The following is a 21,658-nucleotide window of genomic DNA, read 5'->3' as shown; positions in this document are numbered from 1 at the left end:
ACAATTCCATTTCGTATGGGCTAAACTTTTATTATCCATTTGGGTACCCCTTTCGCATGAAGTCGGTTGACCAGACCATCTTCATTGTATGATTGGTTTTTTTTTCTTGTCCATAGCTAAAAACTTTCCGGAACCCCTCGCCTAGCAAGGTGTTTTCAAAGAATACAAAAAAAGCTACTATTTTTTTCAATAGTAGCTACGGTTTCTTATACTTTTTCTTTTAATGTACGACGCAAAATTTTGCCTGTCGTATTTTTCGGTAATTCATCCATAATCTCAATTACTTTAGGAACCTTGTATTTCACCATATGCTTTGCACAGTATGCTAGAAGGTCTTCTGTCGAAGTTGCTTCTGCATCTTTTAAGACAACATATGCATGTACAGCTTCACCTAAGTTAGGGTCTGGGTAACCTACAACTGCCGCTTCAACAATATTATTATGAGCAAAGAGTACTTCTTCAACCTCTCTTGGATAGACATTAAATCCACCTACAATAATCATATCTTTTTTACGGTCAACGATGTAGAAATACCCTTCTTCGTCAACTCTAGCTAAGTCCCCTGTATATAACCAGCCATCACGTATAGTCATCGCTGTTTCTTCAGGTAATTTATAATAGCCCTTCATAACGTTAGGCCCTCGTACAATTAGCTCCCCTACTTCTCCAACGGGCACTTCCTGACCGTTAACATCCACCACCTTATTTTCAACATTGGAAATGGATGTCCCAATAGAACCTGCCTTACGCTCACGATCCAATGGGTTAAAGCACGTTACTGGTGAAGCTTCTGATAGGCCAAAGCCCTCTGATACACGCACATTAAATTTCTTCTCGAAATTATGTAATAGTGCTACCGGTAAAGACGCGCCACCTGAAATCGCTAAACGTATTGTAGAGAAATCTTCAGGGTTGCTTTCAGGTAATTGATACAAGAAGTTATACATAGTTGGCACACCAGCGAAGACTGTTGCCTTTTGTTCCTTCGTTAATTTAAAGATTTCAGTTGGACTAAAACGTGGTACAAGTAAAATCGTTGCTCCACTCAATAAAGGTGCATTGGCGACGACAGTTAATGCAAATACATGGAAAACTGGTAACGTGGCAATAACACGATCATCTGCTTTATAGTCTAAATAATGCGCAACATCTCGTGCATTTGAATAGATATTTCTATGAGTCAGCATTGCACCCTTCGGAGTACCTGTCGTTCCTGAAGTATATAAAATAATTGCATTATCATCATCAGCTACTTCTACTGGTTGGAAAGAGTCCGATGCACTAGCAATCACTTGTGAAAATAAATGAATTTTTGCCTTTGCTTCTTCGGATAAAGTCATTACTTTTTCAGCAACATTCTCTGTTGTTTCACAAACAACAAATGTTTTTACTTTTGGAAAAGCATGTACACCCATTTCTACTAATGGAAGAAGTGCATCTAGTGCAATAACAGCTTTTACATCACCATTATGCAAAATATACGAAATTTCATCCGGTGTATAGATTGGATTAATCGGAATTGCCGTTGCTCCTAAACGCATTGTTGCATATAACGCAATTAAATAATGTGGTGTATTGCCGAGTAAACACGCCACATGGTCCCCTTTTTCTACCCCTAAATCTTGTAACCCCTTTGCAAAGCGACCTACCGTGTGTTCAAATTCACCGTACGTCGTATCTTTCCCCATAAAATGATACGCAATTTTATCCGGTTGCTCTAATGCTTGTTGACGAACACTTGAAACTAAATTCAATTACACCATCCCCTTATCGTATCAATTTCGCCTTGGCATAATTGAGGTCAGGATTTTTAATTGTGCCCAGGCCTGCACGAGGGCCGACACGATGTCGGTCATTTCGGTAATGCCACAAGGACGTGGCGTTATTACCGATGCAGGTCAGTTAGCCGTTTTCGCAAGATGCGAAGGTTTTAGGCTAACATCCTTTAAGCATTCCTTTGTAAATCCGTGACATCCGCCGGAGGCTTTACCTTCACTCAGTAGATGTATGGACATCCCTTAAAATGGAATCACACCCGAATCCATCACACCACCTCAGAGGTGGGAGTCTGCTACTGAATGAAGATAAAATGAATCATTATTCAGTAATATTATATAAGAAACACATCTAAAAGACAACGAAACTTTTTATTTCATGTCATAAATTACGTCAAATAATTCATTTTTTTCTCCATTGCACATTTTGATTACGAACGAATATGCGAGATGTACCGCCAACGAATCAAATAAAAATAGACTACTTGTATTAAAACAAAAAATCCAAAAGCAAAGACAACTTCTTTGACAATGGAAATATTAGCAATATCCTTCAAGATACCTTGAACCATAAGAAAAGCAAAGGCACTATGCATCATTGCAACACCCCATGGCAAGAAAAATTGTGGGAACAAATGACGATTCACAAGCTTTTTGAGCTCTGTATCTGTTAAGCCCATTCGCTTTAAGACATCGAATTTACGCTTTTCTCTTTCAAGAGAAGTATGCAGTTTAAAGTAAACGAAGCTACCTGCTGCTAATAAAAATACCGTTGCTACTAAAACCCCTACTAATGTGAATAATGAGTAAGTAGCTAATATATAAGAATAATTTAACCCTGCATTTTCAAAGTAAAATGGGCTGAATCTATCCTTCTTATAAAAATATTGAGAGGCTTTTAACTCCTCTATGTCCTTGCCGATCTCTTTCGTTGCCACCCACTGAGGGATATAGAAGGTAAATAAATGATAGATTGGCTGCACAACGTTTTTATCAGCAATCGGCTTTCTAAGCTTTCTAAAATCCTCATCACTTATCACTATAGAATTCACACTAACAATAGACCCTGGGAATACTATTTTAGGATATACGCTATCAATTGTTATCGGGATAGAATTTTCCTCTAATACAGTATGCACAACTTTATTTTTTAGTCTTTTTAGAGAATCTTCCGAGTATGGTATAAACACTGCCTCCCCTGAAGCCAAATCAAGTAAAGGGTAACTATAGGAAGAAAGTAATACATTCATATCCGATTCCCTAAAAACTTCAACCTCATTGTGAGTATATGAAGATGTTTGCTTGATGACAACAAAGCGCGATAAATGATAGGACAAACCCTTCTCCTCTAATTGAATTCGTAAAGAGGCGATATGATTTCGCTCATAGGGATTGTCGACATCCCCCTTATAGACAAGCCCTAATGGATTTAAACGATCATATTGTATTGTATAGGATGACATCGTCGCTAATACACCGACCGATAAAAAGGCCATTGTTGACACCATCGTTACTACAAAAAACATTTTCACATTGTCCATCATAATATGCGTTTGCTCAGCTAACGAAAGAAGTCGATAGCGTTGCCAATGAAATTTACGTTTGCCCCGTGCTTTATCTAAAAAGCAAGGTAAAGAATCACTGAAAAAATAATATGTTCCAAAGGTCGCTAAAAACGGGATTATTAATGTTAAACCAATCCAAGATGTATTCGATACGATAAACGTTAGTACATATGCTGATATAATAAGGGTAATACCAAATACTGCACGAATTTTAGAATAGGTTGAAACACTATTTAAATAGTCATTCCCCTTCAGGAGATCGCGTAATTTTCTTTCACGTGTAAAATAGACACTAATAAAGGAAATCACTACAAAAGCACTTGTGAAGACACCAATCGTTAGTAAAAATGGCTGCCATGAAACATATAAGGGTAAACTATCTAAATGTAAAATTTCTCGAACAATCATGAAAAAGAATTTCGAAAATGAGAACCCAAATATAATCCCAACAAAAATAGAGCCTGATCCAATAATCATTGTCTCCAAAAAGACAAGCCTATTCATCTGGCGTTTTTCCATTCCTAAATGTAATAAAATTGCAAACTCATGTGATCTAGCCTCTAAAAAAGCACTCATCGAATAATATAAAAAGAATAAGGTAAAAAGGACGAGTACGGTTTCCGCACCTACCATTCCAATTAATGATGCTTCTCCTAAAATCCCTTGTTCAATATCCGGATGAAACATGAGCATTGAATAGATGAAAAACACAGCCACAGAAAAAAAGCTTGCCATGAAAAAGGCACCGTATATACGGCTGTTCCGTACGACATTACGGTAAGCGAATTGTCGAAAGGTCACCTACTTGTCCTCCTCCTAGTAAGCTCAAAACATTTAATATTCGTTGGAAAAACATTTGACGACGATCATCTTTGTAAATTTCATTGAAAAATTCACCATCTTTAATAAATAACACGCGATCGCAGTAACTAGCTGCAATTGGATCATGTGTTACCATTACAATCGTTGTTCGTTTTTCCTGATTAATTTTTGTTAAAAGTTCAAGTACATCACGTGAAGAATTCGAATCCAAATTTCCTGTTGGCTCATCTGCTAAAATGAGACTTGGATTATGAATAAGTGCCCGCCCAATGGCAGTTCTTTGTGCTTGTCCACCTGATATTTCATTTGGGCGTTTATGCAAGAACGAAGTTAAATCGAGCTTTTCCACAATGCTTGCAAGACGCTCCTCCATTACTTCTAATGGTTGTTGATCTAATGTAAGTGGCAGCACAATATTCTCTTCCACTGTCAGCATATGCAAAAGATTAAAATCCTGAAAAACAAAACCAAGCTGTCTTCTTCTAAAGTAAGCTAGCTCAGTTGCTTTCAGCGTATGAGGGTTCATGCCATCTAAAATGATTTCTCCACTCGTTGGTTCATCAATCGTAGAAATGATATTCAATAATGTTGTTTTTCCACTTCCTGATGGACCCATGACTGCTAAAAACTCACCTTCCTCAACATCAAAGCTTAGTTGATTTAACGCACGATGAGTTACTTTGCCTTCATACACCTTTGTCACGTCTTTTATTTGTAAAATAGGCATACCTTGTTCACCTTATTTCTTGTTTAATTCCATAGATTCTGGTAACAGCCATTGCAATACTACCTCAAAGCCAATTTGAAAATGCGGCCCTGTTAATGATTCAGCTAACTGATTACCATCCTCCTCCACTAGACTAAAGCAATGCGACCCAACAATTACATCCCAGGCATCCATTTCGCCTTCCATGACTTCTCCACAAATCGTATAATGCCCACTGTACATCACTTGCTCACCTTCTACTGGAAAAGCGTTAAGTAAAGTTGGTTTATGTAAGTCTAGCCCAAGCTTATTCGAAAAATGCATTACTTCTTCATTAAACAAAAGACTAGCTTTACGGAAATTTTCACAGGATAAACAATCACAAACATCATTTTGCGATTCGTATAATGTCTCTGTTTTTTCTGTCTCTACATGTAAAACCCATTCATCCAAACGTACTTCTATCATTTCCGATCCCCCTAATTCGTAAATGTCACTGTAACAATTGTTCCTTTTCCTACCTCTGATGTAATGTGTAATTCGTGACCGAGTTTTTCACAGATTTCTTTTGCTAAATATAAGCCCATCCCTGTGGATTCCCCAGTTTTACGCCCATTCTCACCAGTAAAAAAGGCTTTAGTGACACGAGAAAGATCGGAAGCTGGAATACCGATACCTTCATCACGAATGGCTAATTGTACGTAGTCATCCTTTATAATGGCGGAAATGACTATTTTTTTATTTGATTCAAACGTATATTTAACCGCATTCGTTACAAATTGTCCGAGAATAAAGCGCAGCCATTTTGAATCACTTGCTACGATAATATCATCCTCAATATGAATTTCTGGGAAAACACGCTTTGTAATAAATAAACGTTTATTTTCATTTACAGTTGCAGTCACAATCGTTTTTAAAGCAACCTGTTCTACTTGCATATCCTCTTCAAAATTTTCTAATCGAGCATTCACCAACACCATATCCAAGCCTCTTCGCAAACGGTCAATTTCCTCCTGCACATTCTTTTTATCGAGAGGACGTTCATCCTGCAATAAAAGCTCAATAACAGAAATTGGCGTTTTCATCTGATGCACCCATTGATTAATAAACTGATCATGCCGTTTTTGGCCTGCATATAACGTTTGAAGCTCATGCTTATATTGTCGATATAGTTCATGCATATATTTCTCAACCTGTATCGCCTCAGGTGTTTTAGCATTTTTTTGCAACACATCCTCCATTGTTTTAGGAAGCAGTGATATTTTTAATAAATAACGTTGGCGCATTAAATAACGGATAAGTAAAAACGAAGCTAATAACACTAAACTAATACAGAAGGAATAAATAGCAGTATCAACATTTCGAAAGCCGTCCAACCAATATAAGACCATGATGAAGCCGACTAATATGATCTGGAATACAATGAACGATGCGTAATCACGCAGAAATAATTTCCAGCCCACTATAACTCACCTGCACTTAAAATAAAGCGATAGCCTGCTCCACGTACAGTTTCTATAGAAGACGCAATATGATAATCAGCCAACTTTTTCCGCACTCGTGTCATATTGACGTTCAATGTATTCTCATCGACAAATGCCTGATCGTCCCAAAGCTCTTCTAACAATTGCTCACGTGTCACTACTTTCGGAGCATTCCCCATTAACAGTTCTAAAATGATACATTCTTTTTTCTGAAGTGGAATCTCTAAATCATTTTTATGAAGCTCCATTCTTTCTAAATGAAGAATAAGCTGTCCTTGTTTAATTGTCCGCTCCTCTTGTCTTGCTGCATATTCACCATATGTACGACGCAAGTGACTGCGGATTTTAGCCAGTACAATTTCATAATTAAATGGCTTCGTAATGAAATCGTCGCCCCCATTTTCAAGCGCAAAAATTTGATCCATTTCGCCAGAACGAGCGGAAATGAAAATAATTGGACAAGTTGTATGTTGACGTAGCTGGCGACACCAATAGTAGCCATCGTACGAAGGTAAATTTATATCAAGCAACACCATATGTGGATTAAATGCTGTAAATTCTTCAACGAGATGATCAAATTCTTTGATCGTTTCAACTTCGTATTGATATTTTCTAAGCGTTTCTGCAAGCAATGACGCAATCTTTACATCATCTTCGACAATAAATATTCGATGCTTCTCCATACCAACACTCCTTTCTATCCTATATTGTATCAAAAAAAGGTTCGATGACATAACTGTCAGCGAACCTTTTGTAGCAGGTGTGCTAATTAACCATTTTTATCCACTATAATCATTTAGAAGGCTCTGATTTCCGCTACGGGCTACTCGCTTTCCTGCGGGCGTCCGTGTGCCGCTTTCTTTGGCTCTTTCATCCGTCGATTCATTCTCTTTCTCTTTCCAGTCAAGTCCTTAATATTGTGTAAAATTCTATACAATATTCTTCAACTCTGACTTTAGTTTAGTCAAATTGTCCAGCTTATGTTGGAATTCGCCGCTAAAAGTGTGAGTTGCGCCGCTAACCAAAGGAAGAACGCCGCTAAAACACGCATCCGTCTATCACAGGACGTAATGCCTTTAGCCTTCGTTCCTCTATTGCTAATTCCCAATTAGTCGCCTAGCTTCCACACCCATCAACTTATCCGCATGATACGTGTCATCTACCTTTGTTTATCGAAACATTTTTACGTTTTATCGCCCAATTTTTAATTTTTATCGACATCCAAAAAGGATTCATCCACAAAATTGTGCGTGAGTCCTTTTACTTTATTATGTCAAACTCGAATCCTCAATTTTCTACGCAAGCTTTTCTTAATAAATTAATTGTAAAAACTCTTCTGTCGTAATTCCACCAAAGTATGTTGGAATATCAATATTTGTTAACGCCTCAGCAATTGCAGTTCGATCATAGTTTGTCCCAACTAATCGTTGTTCAACATCTGCCATGTCGCCCACGCCGAAGAAATCACCAAAAATATGCACTTCTTCAATAATTCCGTGATTCACCTCTAAGCGAATATCAATGCCTCCTGTTGGGAAACGATGTGTTTTTTGAATGTTAAAGCGTGGCGATTTCCCATAGTTCCATTCCCATGTTTGATAACGCTCAGCAGATAGCTTATGGATATTTGCCCAATCTTCCTCCGTTAACTCATAATAGCGAATCTTTTCTTCACCACCGAAAATGGATTTTAAAATTTCTAGGCGGAATTCTTCGACTGTCATCTTGTCCTTTAAGAACTCCGAAATATTAGCTACTCGTGAACGGATCGATTTAATGCCCTTTGATTCAATTTTATCTTTCTTCACCTTTAATGCGGATACAACAGCATCAATTTCTGTATCAAACATTAAAGTACCGTGGCTAAACATACGGCCCTTTGTAGAAAACTGTGCGTTACCAGAAACTTTACGCCCTTCCGCTAAAATGTCGTTACGGCCAGAAAGCTCAGCATGAACGCCCATTTTTGCAAGTGCATCTACAACAGGCTGAGTAAACTTTTTATAATTCATAAAGCTATCGCCGTCGTCTTTCGTGATAAAACTGAAGTTAAGATTCCCTAAATCATGATACACCGCGCCCCCACCAGAAAGACGTCGCACAACGATAATGCCATTATCCTCTACATAATCCGTATTAATCTCTTCTATAGTATTTTGATTTTTACCAATGATGATTGAAGGTTGATTAATGTAAAAAAGTAACACTGGCTCCTTCTCAACATCCATCTTTTTTAATAAATACTCCTCAATGGCAAGGTTAATGCGTGGGTCATGAATCCCTTTATTATCAACGAATATCATAAATTACGTTTCCTCCTTCACAAAATATCCATATTTATTTTATCGTAAATTAGGCATTTTGTGTTGACGAAAAGCATCTGTTATAATACACTATAAAATATCAAAACAGTAATAGTACAGATGAATTTAAAGGAGGAGTCCACAATGTTAGAAAATGTAGTTGAATTTTTCAAGAACCTACCTGCAAAGCAATGCACAGAATGCGGTGAAAAAATTGAAGAACAAAGTGAATGCTACAGCAACACTTGTGAAAACTGTAACCACCTATAAGCATTTGCCTATTCTGTAAAGTCGTCATATACGTGCCCCACACGTACTAATAATGACAACCCTCATCATATTTTGATGAACCCTTAATTAAATCTCTTACACTTACAAAACAGCAGCTGATACGCTCATATCAGCTGCTGTTTTTTGTGTGATTTTTTACATATGAGCGATTTTCACCCGTACCCGAGCAGTTCTTCTCTCCAACTGAACAGTTTTTTGGTAGCTCTTCCTCCCCCTATTTAAAGCAATCATTCAACCAAAAAACACCCACCAATATTGGTGGGTGTAAAAAATTCCTATTTTTAATTTTCTTCAGCTACTTTTGAGTAACGTTTCGTGTGTAGTAACATGAAATAACCGAAAGTAATAGCTAAGAATGCTACTAGGAAGCCTGCTAAAATTCCGTAGTTTTGCATTAAGAATGATGTATCACCAGTTGAGATACTTGCTTTAAATGCTGAAACAGTATATGTCATTGGTAATAGTTTATTAAATACTTGCAATGGTGATGGGATTAACTCAAGTGGGAATGTACCCGCGCTTGTTGTAAGTTGTAAAATTAATACAACAATCGCCATGAAGCGTCCTGGATCACCGAAAATAGATACTAACATTTGAATTAAAGCTAAGAAAACATAACTTGTTAATAATGCTGTTAGGAAGAAGTATCCGAAATTGTTTACTTCAAGGCCTAAGCCCCATTTTACAATAACCACTGTTAATATAGTTTGAATTAAGCCGACTATTGCTAAAACTGAAGCTTTACTTGCAAACCAAGCTGCTCCATTTTTTGGACGAATTGCTGGTTCCACAAGTGGGAAAACGATAGAGATTAATAACGCACCAACGAATAAACCAAGAGAAATAAAGTATGGTGAGAAACCTGTTCCATAGTTAGGTACATGGTTAACAGATTCTTTATCAACCTCTACTGGGCTACCTACCATATCATATGTGTCTTTACTTGAATGAACTTCTTTTGCTTTTTCACTTGCTTCACCTAGTTTGCTAGATAAAGTTGATGTACCATCTACAAGTTCAGTAGTACCATCAGCAAGCGTTTTAGAACCTTCTGCTAATTCACCTGATTTAGAGGCAAGTGTTGATGTACCTTGATTCAATGTTGTTGAACCACTTGCTAGCTCATTTAAACCTGAAGCCAATGTTTTAGAACCTGTTACGGCTGTCTTAACACCAGCATTTAATTCACCTAATTTTTGAGCAAGTGTTGCATTACCAGCTTGGAGACCTTTTGCTCCTTCGATTAATGCACCACTTTTTGATGTTAATGCATTAGCGCCTGCTAACACTTGTGATTGACCTGCTGCAATTTGCGATGCACCAGAACTTAATTGATTAGCACCAGCTTGTAATTGACCTGTACCAGCAGTTAAAGAACCTAAACCATTATGCACGCTTGCACTTCCTGCTTGTAGCTCTGCTAATGTTTGTTTTAATACTGCCGCTTGCTCTTCAGGCAATGAAGCCATCATGCCTTGTAATTGATTAGATAAAGCTGTGATGCCTTCTGCTACTTTTGCAGAACCCGCTGTTAATTGGCCTGCTGCACCATTTAATTTACCGGCATTATCAGCGATTGAAGCTGCGCCTGCACTAATTTGTTTTTGTTTATCGCTAAGTGTAGCTAAACCTGCTTGAACTTGCGCTACACCTTGTGTATATTGTGATACACCTTGCGAAAGACTTGATGCTCCTGTTGCTGCTTGCTGTGCACCCTTTTGTAACTGTACTGTACCGTCTTGTAATTTTACTAGACCAGTAGATAAGTCATTTGCACCTTTTGCAGCATCTCCAGCACCTTTAGTAATTTTATCTGCACCATTTGACAATTCAACTGTACTTGATGCTAATTTCTCAAGATAACCTTTTAAATCTTTTGCACCATTGGCTAAAGTTTTAGCACCTTCATCTAGCTTACTTGAGCCATCTGCAGCCTCTGTAAAGCCATCTCCAAGTGTTGTAATTGAATCAAATAATTTTTCTGCATAAGTAGCAGAAACTTTTGAATTCACTTCTGCACGTACACGGTCCATTGCTGTTTCACCAATTTGTGCACCAAGGAAGTTTAATCCTTCATTCGGAATATAATTCATAACTAGTTTAGAAGGTTTGTCATCTAATAACGTAGTTGCATGCTCTGAGAAATTTGTTGGAATTTCTAGAATCATATAATAGTCTCGACCATGTAAGCCTTTTTCAGCTTCTTCTTTGGAAACGTCAATAAACTTAAACTCGTTACTATCGACAAGCTTATCGACTAATTCTTTCCCTAGATCTAATTTAACCCCTTCCATTTCTGCGCCCTTATCTTCATTGACAACAGCTACTGGTAAATTAGGCAGGCCTTCATACGGATCCCAGAACGCCCATAAGAACATGCCTGCGTACATCACCGGGATAAATAATACAGCGATTATTGAAACAAGCATTTTCCTTGTTTTTAAGATTTTAAGCCACTCAGCTTTAATCATAAGTTTTCTTCACTCCTATAATATTTGACCGAAAACGTCAGTCGGTCATTTTTATTCAAAAAAACCTAAATCCTCAATAGACTATCATTGATTCACCTTTAGCTCAGCTGAATCAAGTTAGAATTAGCCCACGGAAGATTGTTTCCTTGAAAAGATTTAATATCTTTTCTTCAGGAATAATGTCGCCATGTAGCTCATGCCAATCAACGACAAATGCTAGATACGCCTTTAACAACAGAAAGCTTACTAATTCTGCATCACAATCTCTAATTTCTCCTTTATCGATACGTCTTTGAATTAATTCTGTAACGTAGGATAAAATTTCAGTCTCAATGCGAACTAAAGCTTGTTTAACTACTGGCGTTCGTAGCTCTTTTTCTTCCTCTAATAACTTCGCAAATAAAAGATGTTTTTCACGGAACTGTAGCATTTTCATTAAAGCATTATGCGCATTGTCCATAAAGCTAGCGGATGCATCCAACACTACATCTGCTTCTGCTTGCATCTCTCGTACAAGTGACATAGCTATCTCTTGAAATAAAATTTCTTTATTTGCAAAGAATGTGTAAATCGTCCCTTTACCGACGTTAGCGATTTTAGCCACTTGCTCCATTGTTGTTGCCTTGTAACCAAACAATGTAAAGGATTTTGCAGCTGCTTCAAGAATTTCCTGCCTACGATCCATTAATAACATCCTTTCTTGTTATGTTATGTACATGCCTTTGTACACGAAAATGATAATGACCAGAAAACCATTCCGGTCATCTGGTCATTATCATATTCCTATTTTAAAAATAATGCAAGCATTAATTGTGATTTTTTTCACTTTTTTTCATGATCACTATGCTCAGAAGTATCATTACCGTGATTCATCATGTTATGATCCATACTATTGTTATTTACTTTTTCATCCTCTGGTAAAACTTTTGTCATATCAGGGCTGCCAGCAGTAATTTGTTGCTTCGGCATAGTATGAACACCATTAGCAGTTGTATGAGCATACATATAATATACCCCATCATGGTCAAATGTAGTCGTCGCTTTATAAACGCCATCTTTCTCTAATTCACCGTCAATCATTTGCGATTGATCACGTTTACCAGATTCCCAAACCTCAAATTGTACAACTGCATTATCTACTTTTTGGCCACCTTGTACAACTTGCGCCGCAAGATCAATTGTTTCATTGATCGCTACTTCTTTCGATGTTAAAATTTCAACTTCTGGTATTGGAGCCACTTCAGGCTCTGGTAGAGCTGCTGACTCTTTCTTTTCTCCGCAACCTACTAATAATGCAGGTACTGCTACTAATGCCAATAACCATTTTTTCATGTTTTATTCCTCCATTAACGGCAATGTGATTTTTACAACTGTGCCTTTTTCAACTTCACTTTCAATCTCAATCTTGCCATGTAACTGCTTCAACAATTGCTCAACAATTGACAAGCCTAGTCCACTACCACCATCTGCTCGGCTCCGCGCTTTGTTAACACGATAAAAACGCTCGGTTACATGCGATAAATCCTCTTGAGGAATACCCATTCCATAATCCTTAATGATAATTTGTGCTCTAGCATCTTTCTCTAAGGCAGTAATTTCAACCTTTGACTGTTCATACGAGTAATTAATGGCATTTTCAATAATATTAATAAAAATTTGTTTCAGCTTTACTTCATCCGCTTTGATGATTAATGCATCATCAGCATCTAAATGGAGTACAATGTTCTTCTTCTCTGCCTGATGAGTTAATATTTTTTGAACCTCACGTAATGTTTCGGCAAGAGGAATTGGATATAAAGTAATTTCTGCTTGTTCATTTTCCATACGAGCAAGTTGAAGTAATTCATTCGTTAAACGTTCCATACGATTTGCCTCACGTACAATGAGCTGGATCGTTTCCTCTTTTTGATGTTCTGGGATAATACCTTTTTGCATCGCTTCGCTATAGCCTTTTACATAGCTAATAGGTGTCCGTAATTCATGTGAAACAGTCGCCAAAAACGTCTTTTGAGCCTCATCCTCTTGTTGGATCGCCTCTGCCATTTGATTAAAGGTGCTCGATAGCCTTCCGATTTCATCTTTCGAATGAACTGGCACACGCGTTCCATAGTTTCCGTATGACATTTGCTCAACAGCTCTTTGTAAATTACTTAACGGTCGCATAATATGTCGAATTCCTTTATAAATTAAATAGCTGATGACAAGTAAAAATATAAAGGCGCTGACAAATAAGAAAATGACTTCATTATTCGCTAACTCACTAATTTTTGCTAGTGGGAAGTATATATAAATAATTCCTTCGAGCCTATTTTGATCCACTAGCGGAAGTACTACAGAAATTAGCTGTCTATCAAATCGGGGTTCATATCCAATTTTTTGTACATATTCACCCGCAAGTAATTGCTGTCGCTCTTCTGGACCAATTAATGTTTCGAAATCTATATCAAACGGCACACAGGCACTTAGTTCTCGCGGATTTCTTACTGCAAAAATATTCAAATTCGAATAATTAGCATAATGTTCAATATCTGCAATAAATTCATCTGTTACCTTACTACCGGTATACATCGTTTGTAGCTTTGTCCCTACTTCTACCATCATCTCTTCTGTGTCTTCTACATAAAGTCTTTCATATAAATAATCTGTCAGGACATACATAAAGACAACGGTAATGATCAAAAATGCAAAGATTAATAGCCAAATGCGTGTTGAAATTTTTTTCATTCGCCAGGATCAAAGCGATAGCCCACTCCCCAGACGGTTTGAATATGCCCCGCCGCTTCCTTTCCAAGCTTTAGACGTAAGGTTTTTATATGAGTGTCAACAGTTCTTGTTCCCCCTACATAATCGATATCCCAAATGCGTTCTAGTAATTGCTCCCTCGTATAAGCATTTCCAGGATTATTCATAAATAAATGTAATAGTTCAAATTCCTTCAACGTAAGTGGAACACTCTTTCCATCTACAGATACCTTGCGTGCTATCTCATCTATTTTAATAGGTCCTAATATCACATATTTTTGCTGCAAGTCTTCAATATTAGTACCACTTCTTCTTAGCACTGCATGAATCCGCGCAACTAGTTCGTCATTTGTAAAGGGTTTTACAATATAATCATCTCCGCCAATTGTTAAGCCTTTTACCTTATCCTCATTTGCATCACGTGCTGTCAGGAAAATAATTGGTATATTCGACATCGCACGTATACTTTGACAAACCGCAAAGCCATCTTCGTGTGGCATCATCACATCAAGTAGAACTAAATCAATATTTTCGCGTACAATCATATCGTAGGCTTCTGTACCACTTGCTGCTGTTACGGTCTCAACTTTTGCATTATGGAGCATCATTTCTATTAAATTACGCATATCTTGCTCATCATCAACAATTAATACAGTTGTCACATTTTTTCCTCCCTCACTAACAATTGAAATGCACCTTTCCCCACATCAACTGTTTTTTTCACCTGACCTTCTTTTATAAAATACAAAGTATGGTCATCATAACCAGCGACAACAATATAATCTTTAAACTGATTTACGACAAACGGATTAGCTCCTACCTCTTGCTGCCATTTCACATTTCCATCAAAGTCAGCAACATATAATGCATTACGGCCATGACTAACAACGAGAACAGCATCCTTTGTTTTAGTTAATCCAACAGGCATTAAAGGCATTGCTATCTCCCCATGTTTGACGCCTGTTATAAGATCATATTTTTTAACAGAGCTATTCGGTTTACTTCCTTCTCCATGGCCACCAATCCATAGTTCATTTTTCTCTTCAAGAATTGCTATGCCATGTGATGATTTTTGAATCGGCCACTCTTGTTCAATTTCTAGATTCTCAATATTTAACACCGATAATTTCGTATCTTTATAATTAATCACATATAGCTTATCTTTATAGGCCGCCATTGACATAGGATAATTACCAAGCTTCTGAGTTGCCAGTTCGTTGCCCTCTTCATCAAAGCTTGTCACTGTATTCGTTTTGCTATTCGCAATAAAAAACTGTTTTCTATTTTCAGCATAATACGCATTCGTTGAGCCAAGCTGTACTTTTTTGGAATAGAGCTTCTTTCCAGTTGATAATGTATAGATGTCAAATTCATTTAATTGATGACCATACAATAACACACGATCATTTCCGAGGAGAATTGCCCCCGAGTAAGCTTTATCTAATAACCATGTTGCTTTCACATTACCTTGTTCATCGATAAAATCTAGAGAAGGCTCTTGTATATTTAAGGATGCTACAAAATTCTGATCGCGTTCAATAGGCTCAAACGATTTCTCCGTACACCCTACTAGCAATACTAGCTGTACTAAAGAAAAAATGAAAATTGCCCATTTTTTCAACATCATCACCTCTGTTTCTTAACTATACTTCACAATTGTGAAATTCACGTGAAACTTGAGAGGTAAATTTATGACAAAGAAAACAAGCAAATTTCACAATTATTATTATGTAATGCTTACATTTACGAGCATTTATCCAATCCAAAATTATAGTAGCACATATACTACATAGATTATGGTAAGGAGGAATCAACTTTATGGTATCCATTAGCTTATGTATGATTGTGAAAAATGAAGAAGCTGTCATCGGTAGATGTCTAACATCTGTAAAAGACTTAGTCGATGAGATTAATATCATCGATACTGGCTCTACCGACAATACAAAGCAAATTGTTAAAGAGTTTACAGATCGTATTTTTGATTTTGAGTGGATTCATCATTTTGCAGCTGCAAGAAATTTTTCATTCCAACAAGCAACAAAGGAGTACATTTTATGGCTAGATGCAGATGACGTATTATTAGAGGAGGATCAGGAAAAATTTAAAGCACTAAAAGAATCCCTGACTCTTGATATAGACGCCGTTTCAATGAATTATAATTTAAGCTTTGATAATGAAGGAAATGTAAGTTCTCTATTAAGAAGATATCGCTTAGTAAGAAGAGATAAACAATTCCAATGGATAGGCGCCGTACACGAATATTTAGAAGTAGGTGGAAAACTATTGGATAGTAATGTCGCTGTCAGTCATTTACCACTTAGTCACGATCATTCCCGAAATATTAATATCTATAAGCAATTAGTTGACTCAGGCGAACCGCTCTCTCCACGAGATACTTTTTATTACGCAAATGAATTACTTGATCACGGACAATTTGAGGACGCAATATTTTACTATGAGACGTTTTTAACTTCAAAATTAGGCTGGGTAGAAGACAATATTACAGCCTGTTTCAAATTAGCAGACTGTTATTCTCATTTAAATGATCCCGAAAATAATTTGAGTTCCATTCTAAGAAGCTTTGAATACGATATTCCACGTCCTGAAGCGTGTTGTAGACTTGGTTTTCTTTTTATGGAACAGGCCAAAACCTATGAAGCAATCTTTTGGTATGAACAAGCGCTTAACATCAAACAAAATCCTAACGCCCCTTTTCAAAATAAAACCTTTACAACATGGTTACCCCACTTACAACTATGTGTCCTCTTTGATCGGTTACAACAATATGAACTTGCCAACGCACATAATGAATTAGCCAGATCCTTTTTACCAAATGACGAAAAAATACTACACAATAAAAAATATTTTGAGCGTATTTTAAATAAAGAAAATGAAACATCTTAAATAGCTTCTATACTAATGGGTTGTTATTACACCGTGATTAAAAAATACTTTTATCGCTATTGATATTTTTAGAATAACCAACAAGTTAACTGTCTATTTCACCTTCTCCCTCTATGAATACGCTATTTGAGAGAGGAGGTGAAACAATGCAATTTGGAAAATTTAAAGAGAGAGTTTGCAGTCAATGTAATACATTCCCATGTTGTTGTAATCCTTGTGCTCCAAGCTGTCCTGTTTGGCCTGTTAAACCTGGAAGAACTGGCCCTACAGGAGCTACAGGGGCTACAGGGGCTACTGGGATGACTGGGGCTACTGGTGTTACTGGCGCTACTGGCGCTACCGGCATTACTGGTGTTACTGGGGCTACTGGCATTACTGGTGTTACTGGGGCTACTGGCGCTACTGGCATTACTGGTGTTACTGGGGCTACTGGCGCTACCGGCATTACTGGTGTTACTGGGGCTACTGGCGCTACTGGCGCTACTGGGGCTACCGGTGTTACTGGTGCGACTGGATCTACTGGGGCTACCGGTGTTACTGGTGCGACTGGATCTACTGGGGCTACCGGTGTTACTGGTGCGACTGGATCTACTGGGGCTACCGGTGTTACTGGTGCGACTGGATCTACTGGGGCTACCGGTGTTACTGGTGCGACTGGATCTACTGGGGCTACCGGTGTTACTGGTGCGACTGGATCTACTGGGGCTACTGGCTCTACTGGCGCTACTGGCGCTGGCTCTACCGGCGTTACTGGTGTTACTGGGACTACCGGTGAAACTGGCTCTACCGGCTCTACTGGGACTACTGGGGTTACTGGGGCTACTGGCTCTACTGGCTCTACTGGCTCTACTGGCTCTACTGGCTCTACTGGCTCTACTGGCTCTACTGGGGCTACTGGGGCTACTGGCTCTACTGGCTCTACTGGGGCTACTGGCTCTACCGGCGTTACTGGCTCTACCGGCGTTACTGGCGTTACTGGTGGACTTGGGGCTACTGGGATTACTGGCGCTACCGGCTCTACTGGGACTACTGGTGAAACTGGCGCTACTGGGGTTACTGGCGCTACCGGCTCTACCGGCGTTACTGGTGTTACTGGTGTTACTGGTGTTACTGGTGTTACTGGTGTTACTGGTGTTACTGGTGTTACTGGTGTTACTGGGACTACTGGGACTACTGGGACTACTGGCGCTACTGGCGTTACTGGGGCTACTGGGGTTACTGGCGCTACCGGTATTACTGGTGAAACTGGGGTGACTGGTGCTACTGGGGTTACTGGCGCTACCGGCTCTACCGGCGTTACTGGGGTTACTGGGGTTACTGGGACTACTGGGGTTACTGGCGCTACTGGGGTTACTGGGGTTACTGGCGCTACTGGGACTACTGGGGCTACTGGGGCTACTGGGGTTACTGGTGAAACTGGCGCTACTGGCGCTACTGGCGCTACTGGCGCTACTGGCGCTACTGGCGCTACTGGCGCTACTGGCTCTACTGGCTCTACTGGCGTTACTGGCGCTACTGGGGCTGGCTCTACCGGCGTTACTGGGGTTACTGGGACTACCGGTGAAACTGGCGCTACTGGGGTTACTGGCTCTACCGGCTCTACTGGTGCTACTGGGGTTACTGGCTCTACCGGCTCTACTGGGACTACTGGGGTTACTGGCTCTACCGGCTCTACTGGGACTACTGGTGAAACTGGCGCTACTGGATCTACTGGATCTACTGGGGTTACTGGGGTTACCGGCTCTACCGGTGTTACTGGTGTTACTGGCGCTACCGGCTCTACCGGCGTTACTGGTGTTACTGGGGCTACTGGGGCTACTGGCTCTACCGGCGTTACTGGTGTTACTGGGACTACTGGTGAAACTGGGGCTACTGGCTCTACCGGTGTTACTGGCTCTACCGGTGTTACTGGCTCTACCGGTGTTACTGGCGCCACTGGGGTGGCTGGATCTACTGGGGCTACTGGCTCTACCGGCGTTACTGGTGGACTTGGTGCGACTGGCGCTACCGGCTCTACTGGGGTGACTGGAGTTACTGGAACTACTGGCGTTACCGGAGCTACTGGCATTACTGGCGCTACTGGCGTTACTGGCATTACTGGCATTACTGGCGTTACTGGGGCTACTGGCATTACTGGCATTACTGGCGCTACTGGCGTTACCGGAGCTACTGGCGCTACTGGGGCTACCGGCATTACTGGTGAAACTGGGGTAGCTGGGGCTACTGGCGCTACTGGCGCTACCGGCATTACTGGTGAAACTGGGATGACTGGGGTTACTGGTGTTACTGGGACTACTGGCGCTACTGGTGTTACTGGTGTTACTGGCGCTACCGGTGTTACTGGCGCCACTGGGGTGGCTGGGGCTACTGGCTCTACCGGCGTTACTGGTGCGACTGGTGTTACTGGCGCTACCGGCTCTACTGGCGCTACCGGTGTTACTGGTGTTACTGGAACTACTGGCTCTACTGGGGTTGGAGCTACTGGCGCTACTGGGATTACCGGACCAGCATTTACAGAAGGTTTCTCAGCATTTAATAATGCTATATCAGTAAGTGCTTCTACTACATTCACCAACTGGAGTGTTGCATCACCATATTTCACAACACCAGCATTCGATCCAACGACTGGTATTTTCACAGTCCCAACAACTGGAAGATATGCTTTTGAGGCTACAATCAACTACTCTACAACTGCAGCACTTACTTTAAGTTTAGGTCCTACTGTCAATCCGTCATTTGCAATTCGCAGAAATGCATCAACAAATTTAATAAGTGGGTTATTCCCTGTATTAAACGTAGCAATACCTGTAGTGTTAACTTTGCGCGCTGTTCTTGGTAATGGCACAGTAACATTAGCAGGTGAAGTCGATTTAAATGCAGGTGATACCATTGATTTATTCTACAATGCTAACGGTTTAACAATAGGGCTTACTCTTGGAGGAGCTAACTCTGGCGGTATTGTATGGTCTTGTCACCGAATTTCATAGCATTAAGATCTTTACTGGGAAAGTAGAAACTTACTTTCCCAGCTTTTAATTTGAGATATCTAACTTGTGCAATCATTTGTACTTTGCCACATCAAACTTCAAAAATAAAAAAAGTAGTACAAACATTGATCTTCAAGTTTGTACTACTTACTGATAACTATTTATTTCTTACAAATCCGCAAACATTTCCTTCAACATTTCTTCAGCAACATTTTTACCTTGCTCAACGCACTCAGGTATTGATATTCCTTCGAAGGAGCTCCCTGAGAGCTTTACAGCGGGAAAATGTTCACGTAACTCTTGTTTTGAACGCTCGACCTTCGCCTCATGTCCTACCGTATATTGTGGCATGGCATTTTTCCAGCGGGAAACTACAGTCATTAACGGTTCTCCATCTACACCAATTGTTTTCATTAAATCCTGCAATACAGTCTTTTCAATTTCTGTATCAGATAACGCAACAATTGCCTCATCGCCCACTCGGCCAATATAACTGCGTAACAGTACATAATCATCTGGTGTTGTACCAGGCCACTTGCGGTTAATCCACGTACAAGAAGTTATTGAAAAATCACTATTTCGGGAGACAAAAAATGATAACGCATCTAAATCACCTAACTGATCTTTTTTAAATGCCATTGTCACAGTAGCAATAGTTGCTGCCTTCATCGTACTCAATTCATTTAATAACTGGTGTTTACTGAACATTTTTCTTGCCACATTAAATGGTGTAGCAATAATAACAGCATCTGCTTTTAATTGTGTAAAATTGTTGAACAAAACTTGGACTGTACCATCCTTACCATGTTCAATTTCCTCAACTTTAACACCCTTCATAACTATCCCAGGAAGTAGTGATTCTTCAAGTTTTTCGATAAGTGTCTCAAGACCATTATTAAATGTTTGAAAAATCCCCTTATCTTTCGTATTGAGTTTGTTACTTAAAAAATTCGAACCAGACTTTTTCATACCAATCAGTAGGCTACGATATTTTTGCTCTAATCCATAGAGCTGCGGGAATGTTGAGCGCATACTTAACTGTTCAATATCACCAGCAAATGTTCCAGCAAGTAATGGCTCTACTAAATTTTCTACAATTTCAGCACCGAATCTTCTTCTAAAAAATTGCCCTAATGGTTGGTCATCGTTCTGTGCAGAACGAGGGATGAAAAAATCCCCCGCCGCACGAACTTTCCCGCTAAGTGAAAACAAACCTGATGTAATAAATGACGTGACATGTGGTGTTGCTCCAGACAAAAGATTGCTAGGGATTGGATACAATTGACTACCGACGGCAACGTAAGTCGGACCTGTATTGCTTGTAATCATTTCCTGTTCAATGCCTAAATCCTTTGCCAAAGCATATACATAATTCTCACGATCAAAAAAAGATTCTGGACCGCGTTCGATAATAAAGCCATCTTTTCTCAGTGTTTGTATTTTTCCGCCAAGACGTAATGACGACTCGACAAGTACGATATCTAACGGCAATTCTTTTGCGCTTGCTTCTTTTTGCAAATAGAACGCAGCTGTGAGGCCAGTAATGCCACCGCCTACAACAACTACCTTTCGTCTTTTTTGAGTCACCAACATCATCACTTTCTTTTC

18 protein-coding genes are annotated in these 21,658 nt (G+C 39.4%); 4 read left to right on the top strand and 14 right to left on the bottom strand.

Going from position 1 to position 21,658, the window contains the following annotated elements:
* Positions 1-206: 206 nt before the first annotated feature.
* Positions 207-1,754, bottom strand: coding sequence for a fatty acid--CoA ligase family protein (locus tag C7Y47_RS13575; protein WP_142509263.1), 1,548 nt, complete (start codon positions 1,752-1,754; stop codon positions 207-209).
* A gap of 91 nt (positions 1,755-1,845) precedes the next feature.
* Between C7Y47_RS13575 and C7Y47_RS25665 the strand changes: the two genes are divergently transcribed.
* Positions 1,846-1,971 (top strand): hypothetical protein, encoded by a 126-nt coding sequence (locus C7Y47_RS25665; protein ID WP_255505172.1) that lies wholly within the window; start codon positions 1,846-1,848, stop codon positions 1,969-1,971.
* A gap of 235 nt (positions 1,972-2,206) precedes the next feature.
* Here C7Y47_RS25665 and C7Y47_RS13570 read toward each other — a convergent pair whose 3' ends face one another.
* The 6 genes from C7Y47_RS13570 to C7Y47_RS13545 all read right to left on the bottom strand — a co-directional run bounded on the left by C7Y47_RS13570 (position 2,207) and on the right by C7Y47_RS13545 (position 8,655).
* The gene (locus tag C7Y47_RS13570) at positions 2,207-4,141 is read right to left on the bottom strand and encodes an FtsX-like permease family protein (protein WP_142509262.1); all 1,935 of its coding nucleotides are present in this window, start codon (positions 4,139-4,141) and stop codon (positions 2,207-2,209) included.
* A complete protein-coding gene (locus tag C7Y47_RS13565) occupies positions 4,113-4,889 on the bottom strand; it encodes an ABC transporter ATP-binding protein (RefSeq protein ID WP_142509261.1) in 777 nt (258 codons plus the stop codon). Before C7Y47_RS13565 ends, C7Y47_RS13570 begins: the two co-directional genes overlap by 29 nt.
* Before the next feature lie 12 nt (positions 4,890-4,901).
* Complete coding sequence (locus C7Y47_RS13560) at positions 4,902-5,336, bottom strand: hypothetical protein (RefSeq protein ID WP_142509260.1); 435 nt, start codon at positions 5,334-5,336, stop codon at positions 4,902-4,904.
* A gap of 11 nt (positions 5,337-5,347) precedes the next feature.
* The gene (locus C7Y47_RS13555) at positions 5,348-6,331 is read right to left on the bottom strand and encodes a sensor histidine kinase (protein WP_142509259.1); all 984 of its coding nucleotides are present in this window, start codon (positions 6,329-6,331) and stop codon (positions 5,348-5,350) included.
* The gene (locus C7Y47_RS13550; RefSeq protein WP_142509258.1) at positions 6,331-7,035 is read right to left on the bottom strand and encodes a response regulator transcription factor; all 705 of its coding nucleotides are present in this window, start codon (positions 7,033-7,035) and stop codon (positions 6,331-6,333) included. The genes C7Y47_RS13555 and C7Y47_RS13550 overlap by 1 nt, the downstream gene beginning before the upstream one ends.
* A 627-nt stretch (positions 7,036-7,662) precedes the next feature.
* Positions 7,663-8,655, bottom strand: coding sequence for a lipoate--protein ligase (locus C7Y47_RS13545; RefSeq protein ID WP_142509257.1), 993 nt, complete (start codon positions 8,653-8,655; stop codon positions 7,663-7,665).
* 144 nt (positions 8,656-8,799) lie between these two features.
* Here C7Y47_RS13545 and yhfH point away from each other — a divergent pair, with 144 nt between their 5' ends.
* Positions 8,800-8,925, top strand: coding sequence for a protein YhfH (gene yhfH, locus C7Y47_RS13540; RefSeq protein ID WP_132362068.1), 126 nt, complete (start codon positions 8,800-8,802; stop codon positions 8,923-8,925).
* A gap of 302 nt (positions 8,926-9,227) precedes the next feature.
* Here the strand turns inward: yhfH and C7Y47_RS13535 are convergent, their stop codons facing one another.
* The 6 genes from C7Y47_RS13535 to C7Y47_RS13510 form a co-directional block, all read right to left on the bottom strand.
* Complete coding sequence (locus C7Y47_RS13535; protein WP_142509256.1) at positions 9,228-11,417, bottom strand: YhgE/Pip domain-containing protein; 2,190 nt, start codon at positions 11,415-11,417, stop codon at positions 9,228-9,230.
* A 112-nt stretch (positions 11,418-11,529) separates the two neighbouring features.
* A complete protein-coding gene (locus tag C7Y47_RS13530; RefSeq protein WP_132362072.1) occupies positions 11,530-12,102 on the bottom strand; it encodes a TetR/AcrR family transcriptional regulator in 573 nt (190 codons plus the stop codon).
* Positions 12,103-12,239: 137 nt separating this feature from the next.
* A complete protein-coding gene (locus C7Y47_RS13525; RefSeq protein WP_142509255.1) occupies positions 12,240-12,749 on the bottom strand; it encodes a FixH family protein in 510 nt (169 codons plus the stop codon).
* A gap of 3 nt (positions 12,750-12,752) precedes the next feature.
* Positions 12,753-14,141 carry a sensor histidine kinase gene (locus C7Y47_RS13520; protein WP_132362076.1) on the bottom strand — a complete coding sequence of 463 codons (1,389 nt, stop codon included), beginning with the start codon at positions 14,139-14,141 and terminating at the stop codon, positions 12,753-12,755.
* Positions 14,138-14,821: a response regulator transcription factor gene (locus tag C7Y47_RS13515; RefSeq protein ID WP_142509254.1), complete on the bottom strand. Its 684-nt coding sequence runs from the start codon at positions 14,819-14,821 to the stop codon at positions 14,138-14,140. The genes C7Y47_RS13520 and C7Y47_RS13515 overlap by 4 nt, the downstream gene beginning before the upstream one ends.
* On the bottom strand, positions 14,818-15,786 hold the full coding sequence (locus C7Y47_RS13510) for a YncE family protein (protein WP_255505171.1): 969 nt from the start codon (positions 15,784-15,786) through the stop codon (positions 14,818-14,820). Before C7Y47_RS13510 ends, C7Y47_RS13515 begins: the two co-directional genes overlap by 4 nt.
* A 191-nt stretch (positions 15,787-15,977) precedes the next feature.
* Here C7Y47_RS13510 and C7Y47_RS13505 point away from each other — a divergent pair, with 191 nt between their 5' ends.
* Positions 15,978-17,063: a glycosyltransferase family 2 protein gene (locus C7Y47_RS13505; protein WP_142509253.1), complete on the top strand. Its 1,086-nt coding sequence runs from the start codon at positions 15,978-15,980 to the stop codon at positions 17,061-17,063.
* Positions 17,064-17,209: 146 nt separating this feature from the next.
* Positions 17,210-20,050, top strand: a complete 2,841-nt coding sequence (locus C7Y47_RS13500; RefSeq protein WP_142509252.1) for a beta strand repeat-containing protein — start codon at positions 17,210-17,212, stop codon at positions 20,048-20,050.
* A 168-nt stretch (positions 20,051-20,218) separates the two neighbouring features.
* Here C7Y47_RS13500 and hemY read toward each other — a convergent pair whose 3' ends face one another.
* Positions 20,219-21,646 carry a protoporphyrinogen oxidase gene (gene hemY / locus C7Y47_RS13495; protein ID WP_142509378.1) on the bottom strand — a complete coding sequence of 476 codons (1,428 nt, stop codon included), beginning with the start codon at positions 21,644-21,646 and terminating at the stop codon, positions 20,219-20,221.
* Between the last annotated feature and the right edge of the window lie 12 nt (positions 21,647-21,658).

The organism is Lysinibacillus sphaericus, assembly GCF_006864135.1.
GTDB lineage: Bacteria > Bacillota > Bacilli > Bacillales_A > Planococcaceae > Lysinibacillus.
The sequence above is the reverse complement of the archived record's forward strand: the minus strand, read 5'-3'. Positions and strand labels throughout refer to the sequence as shown.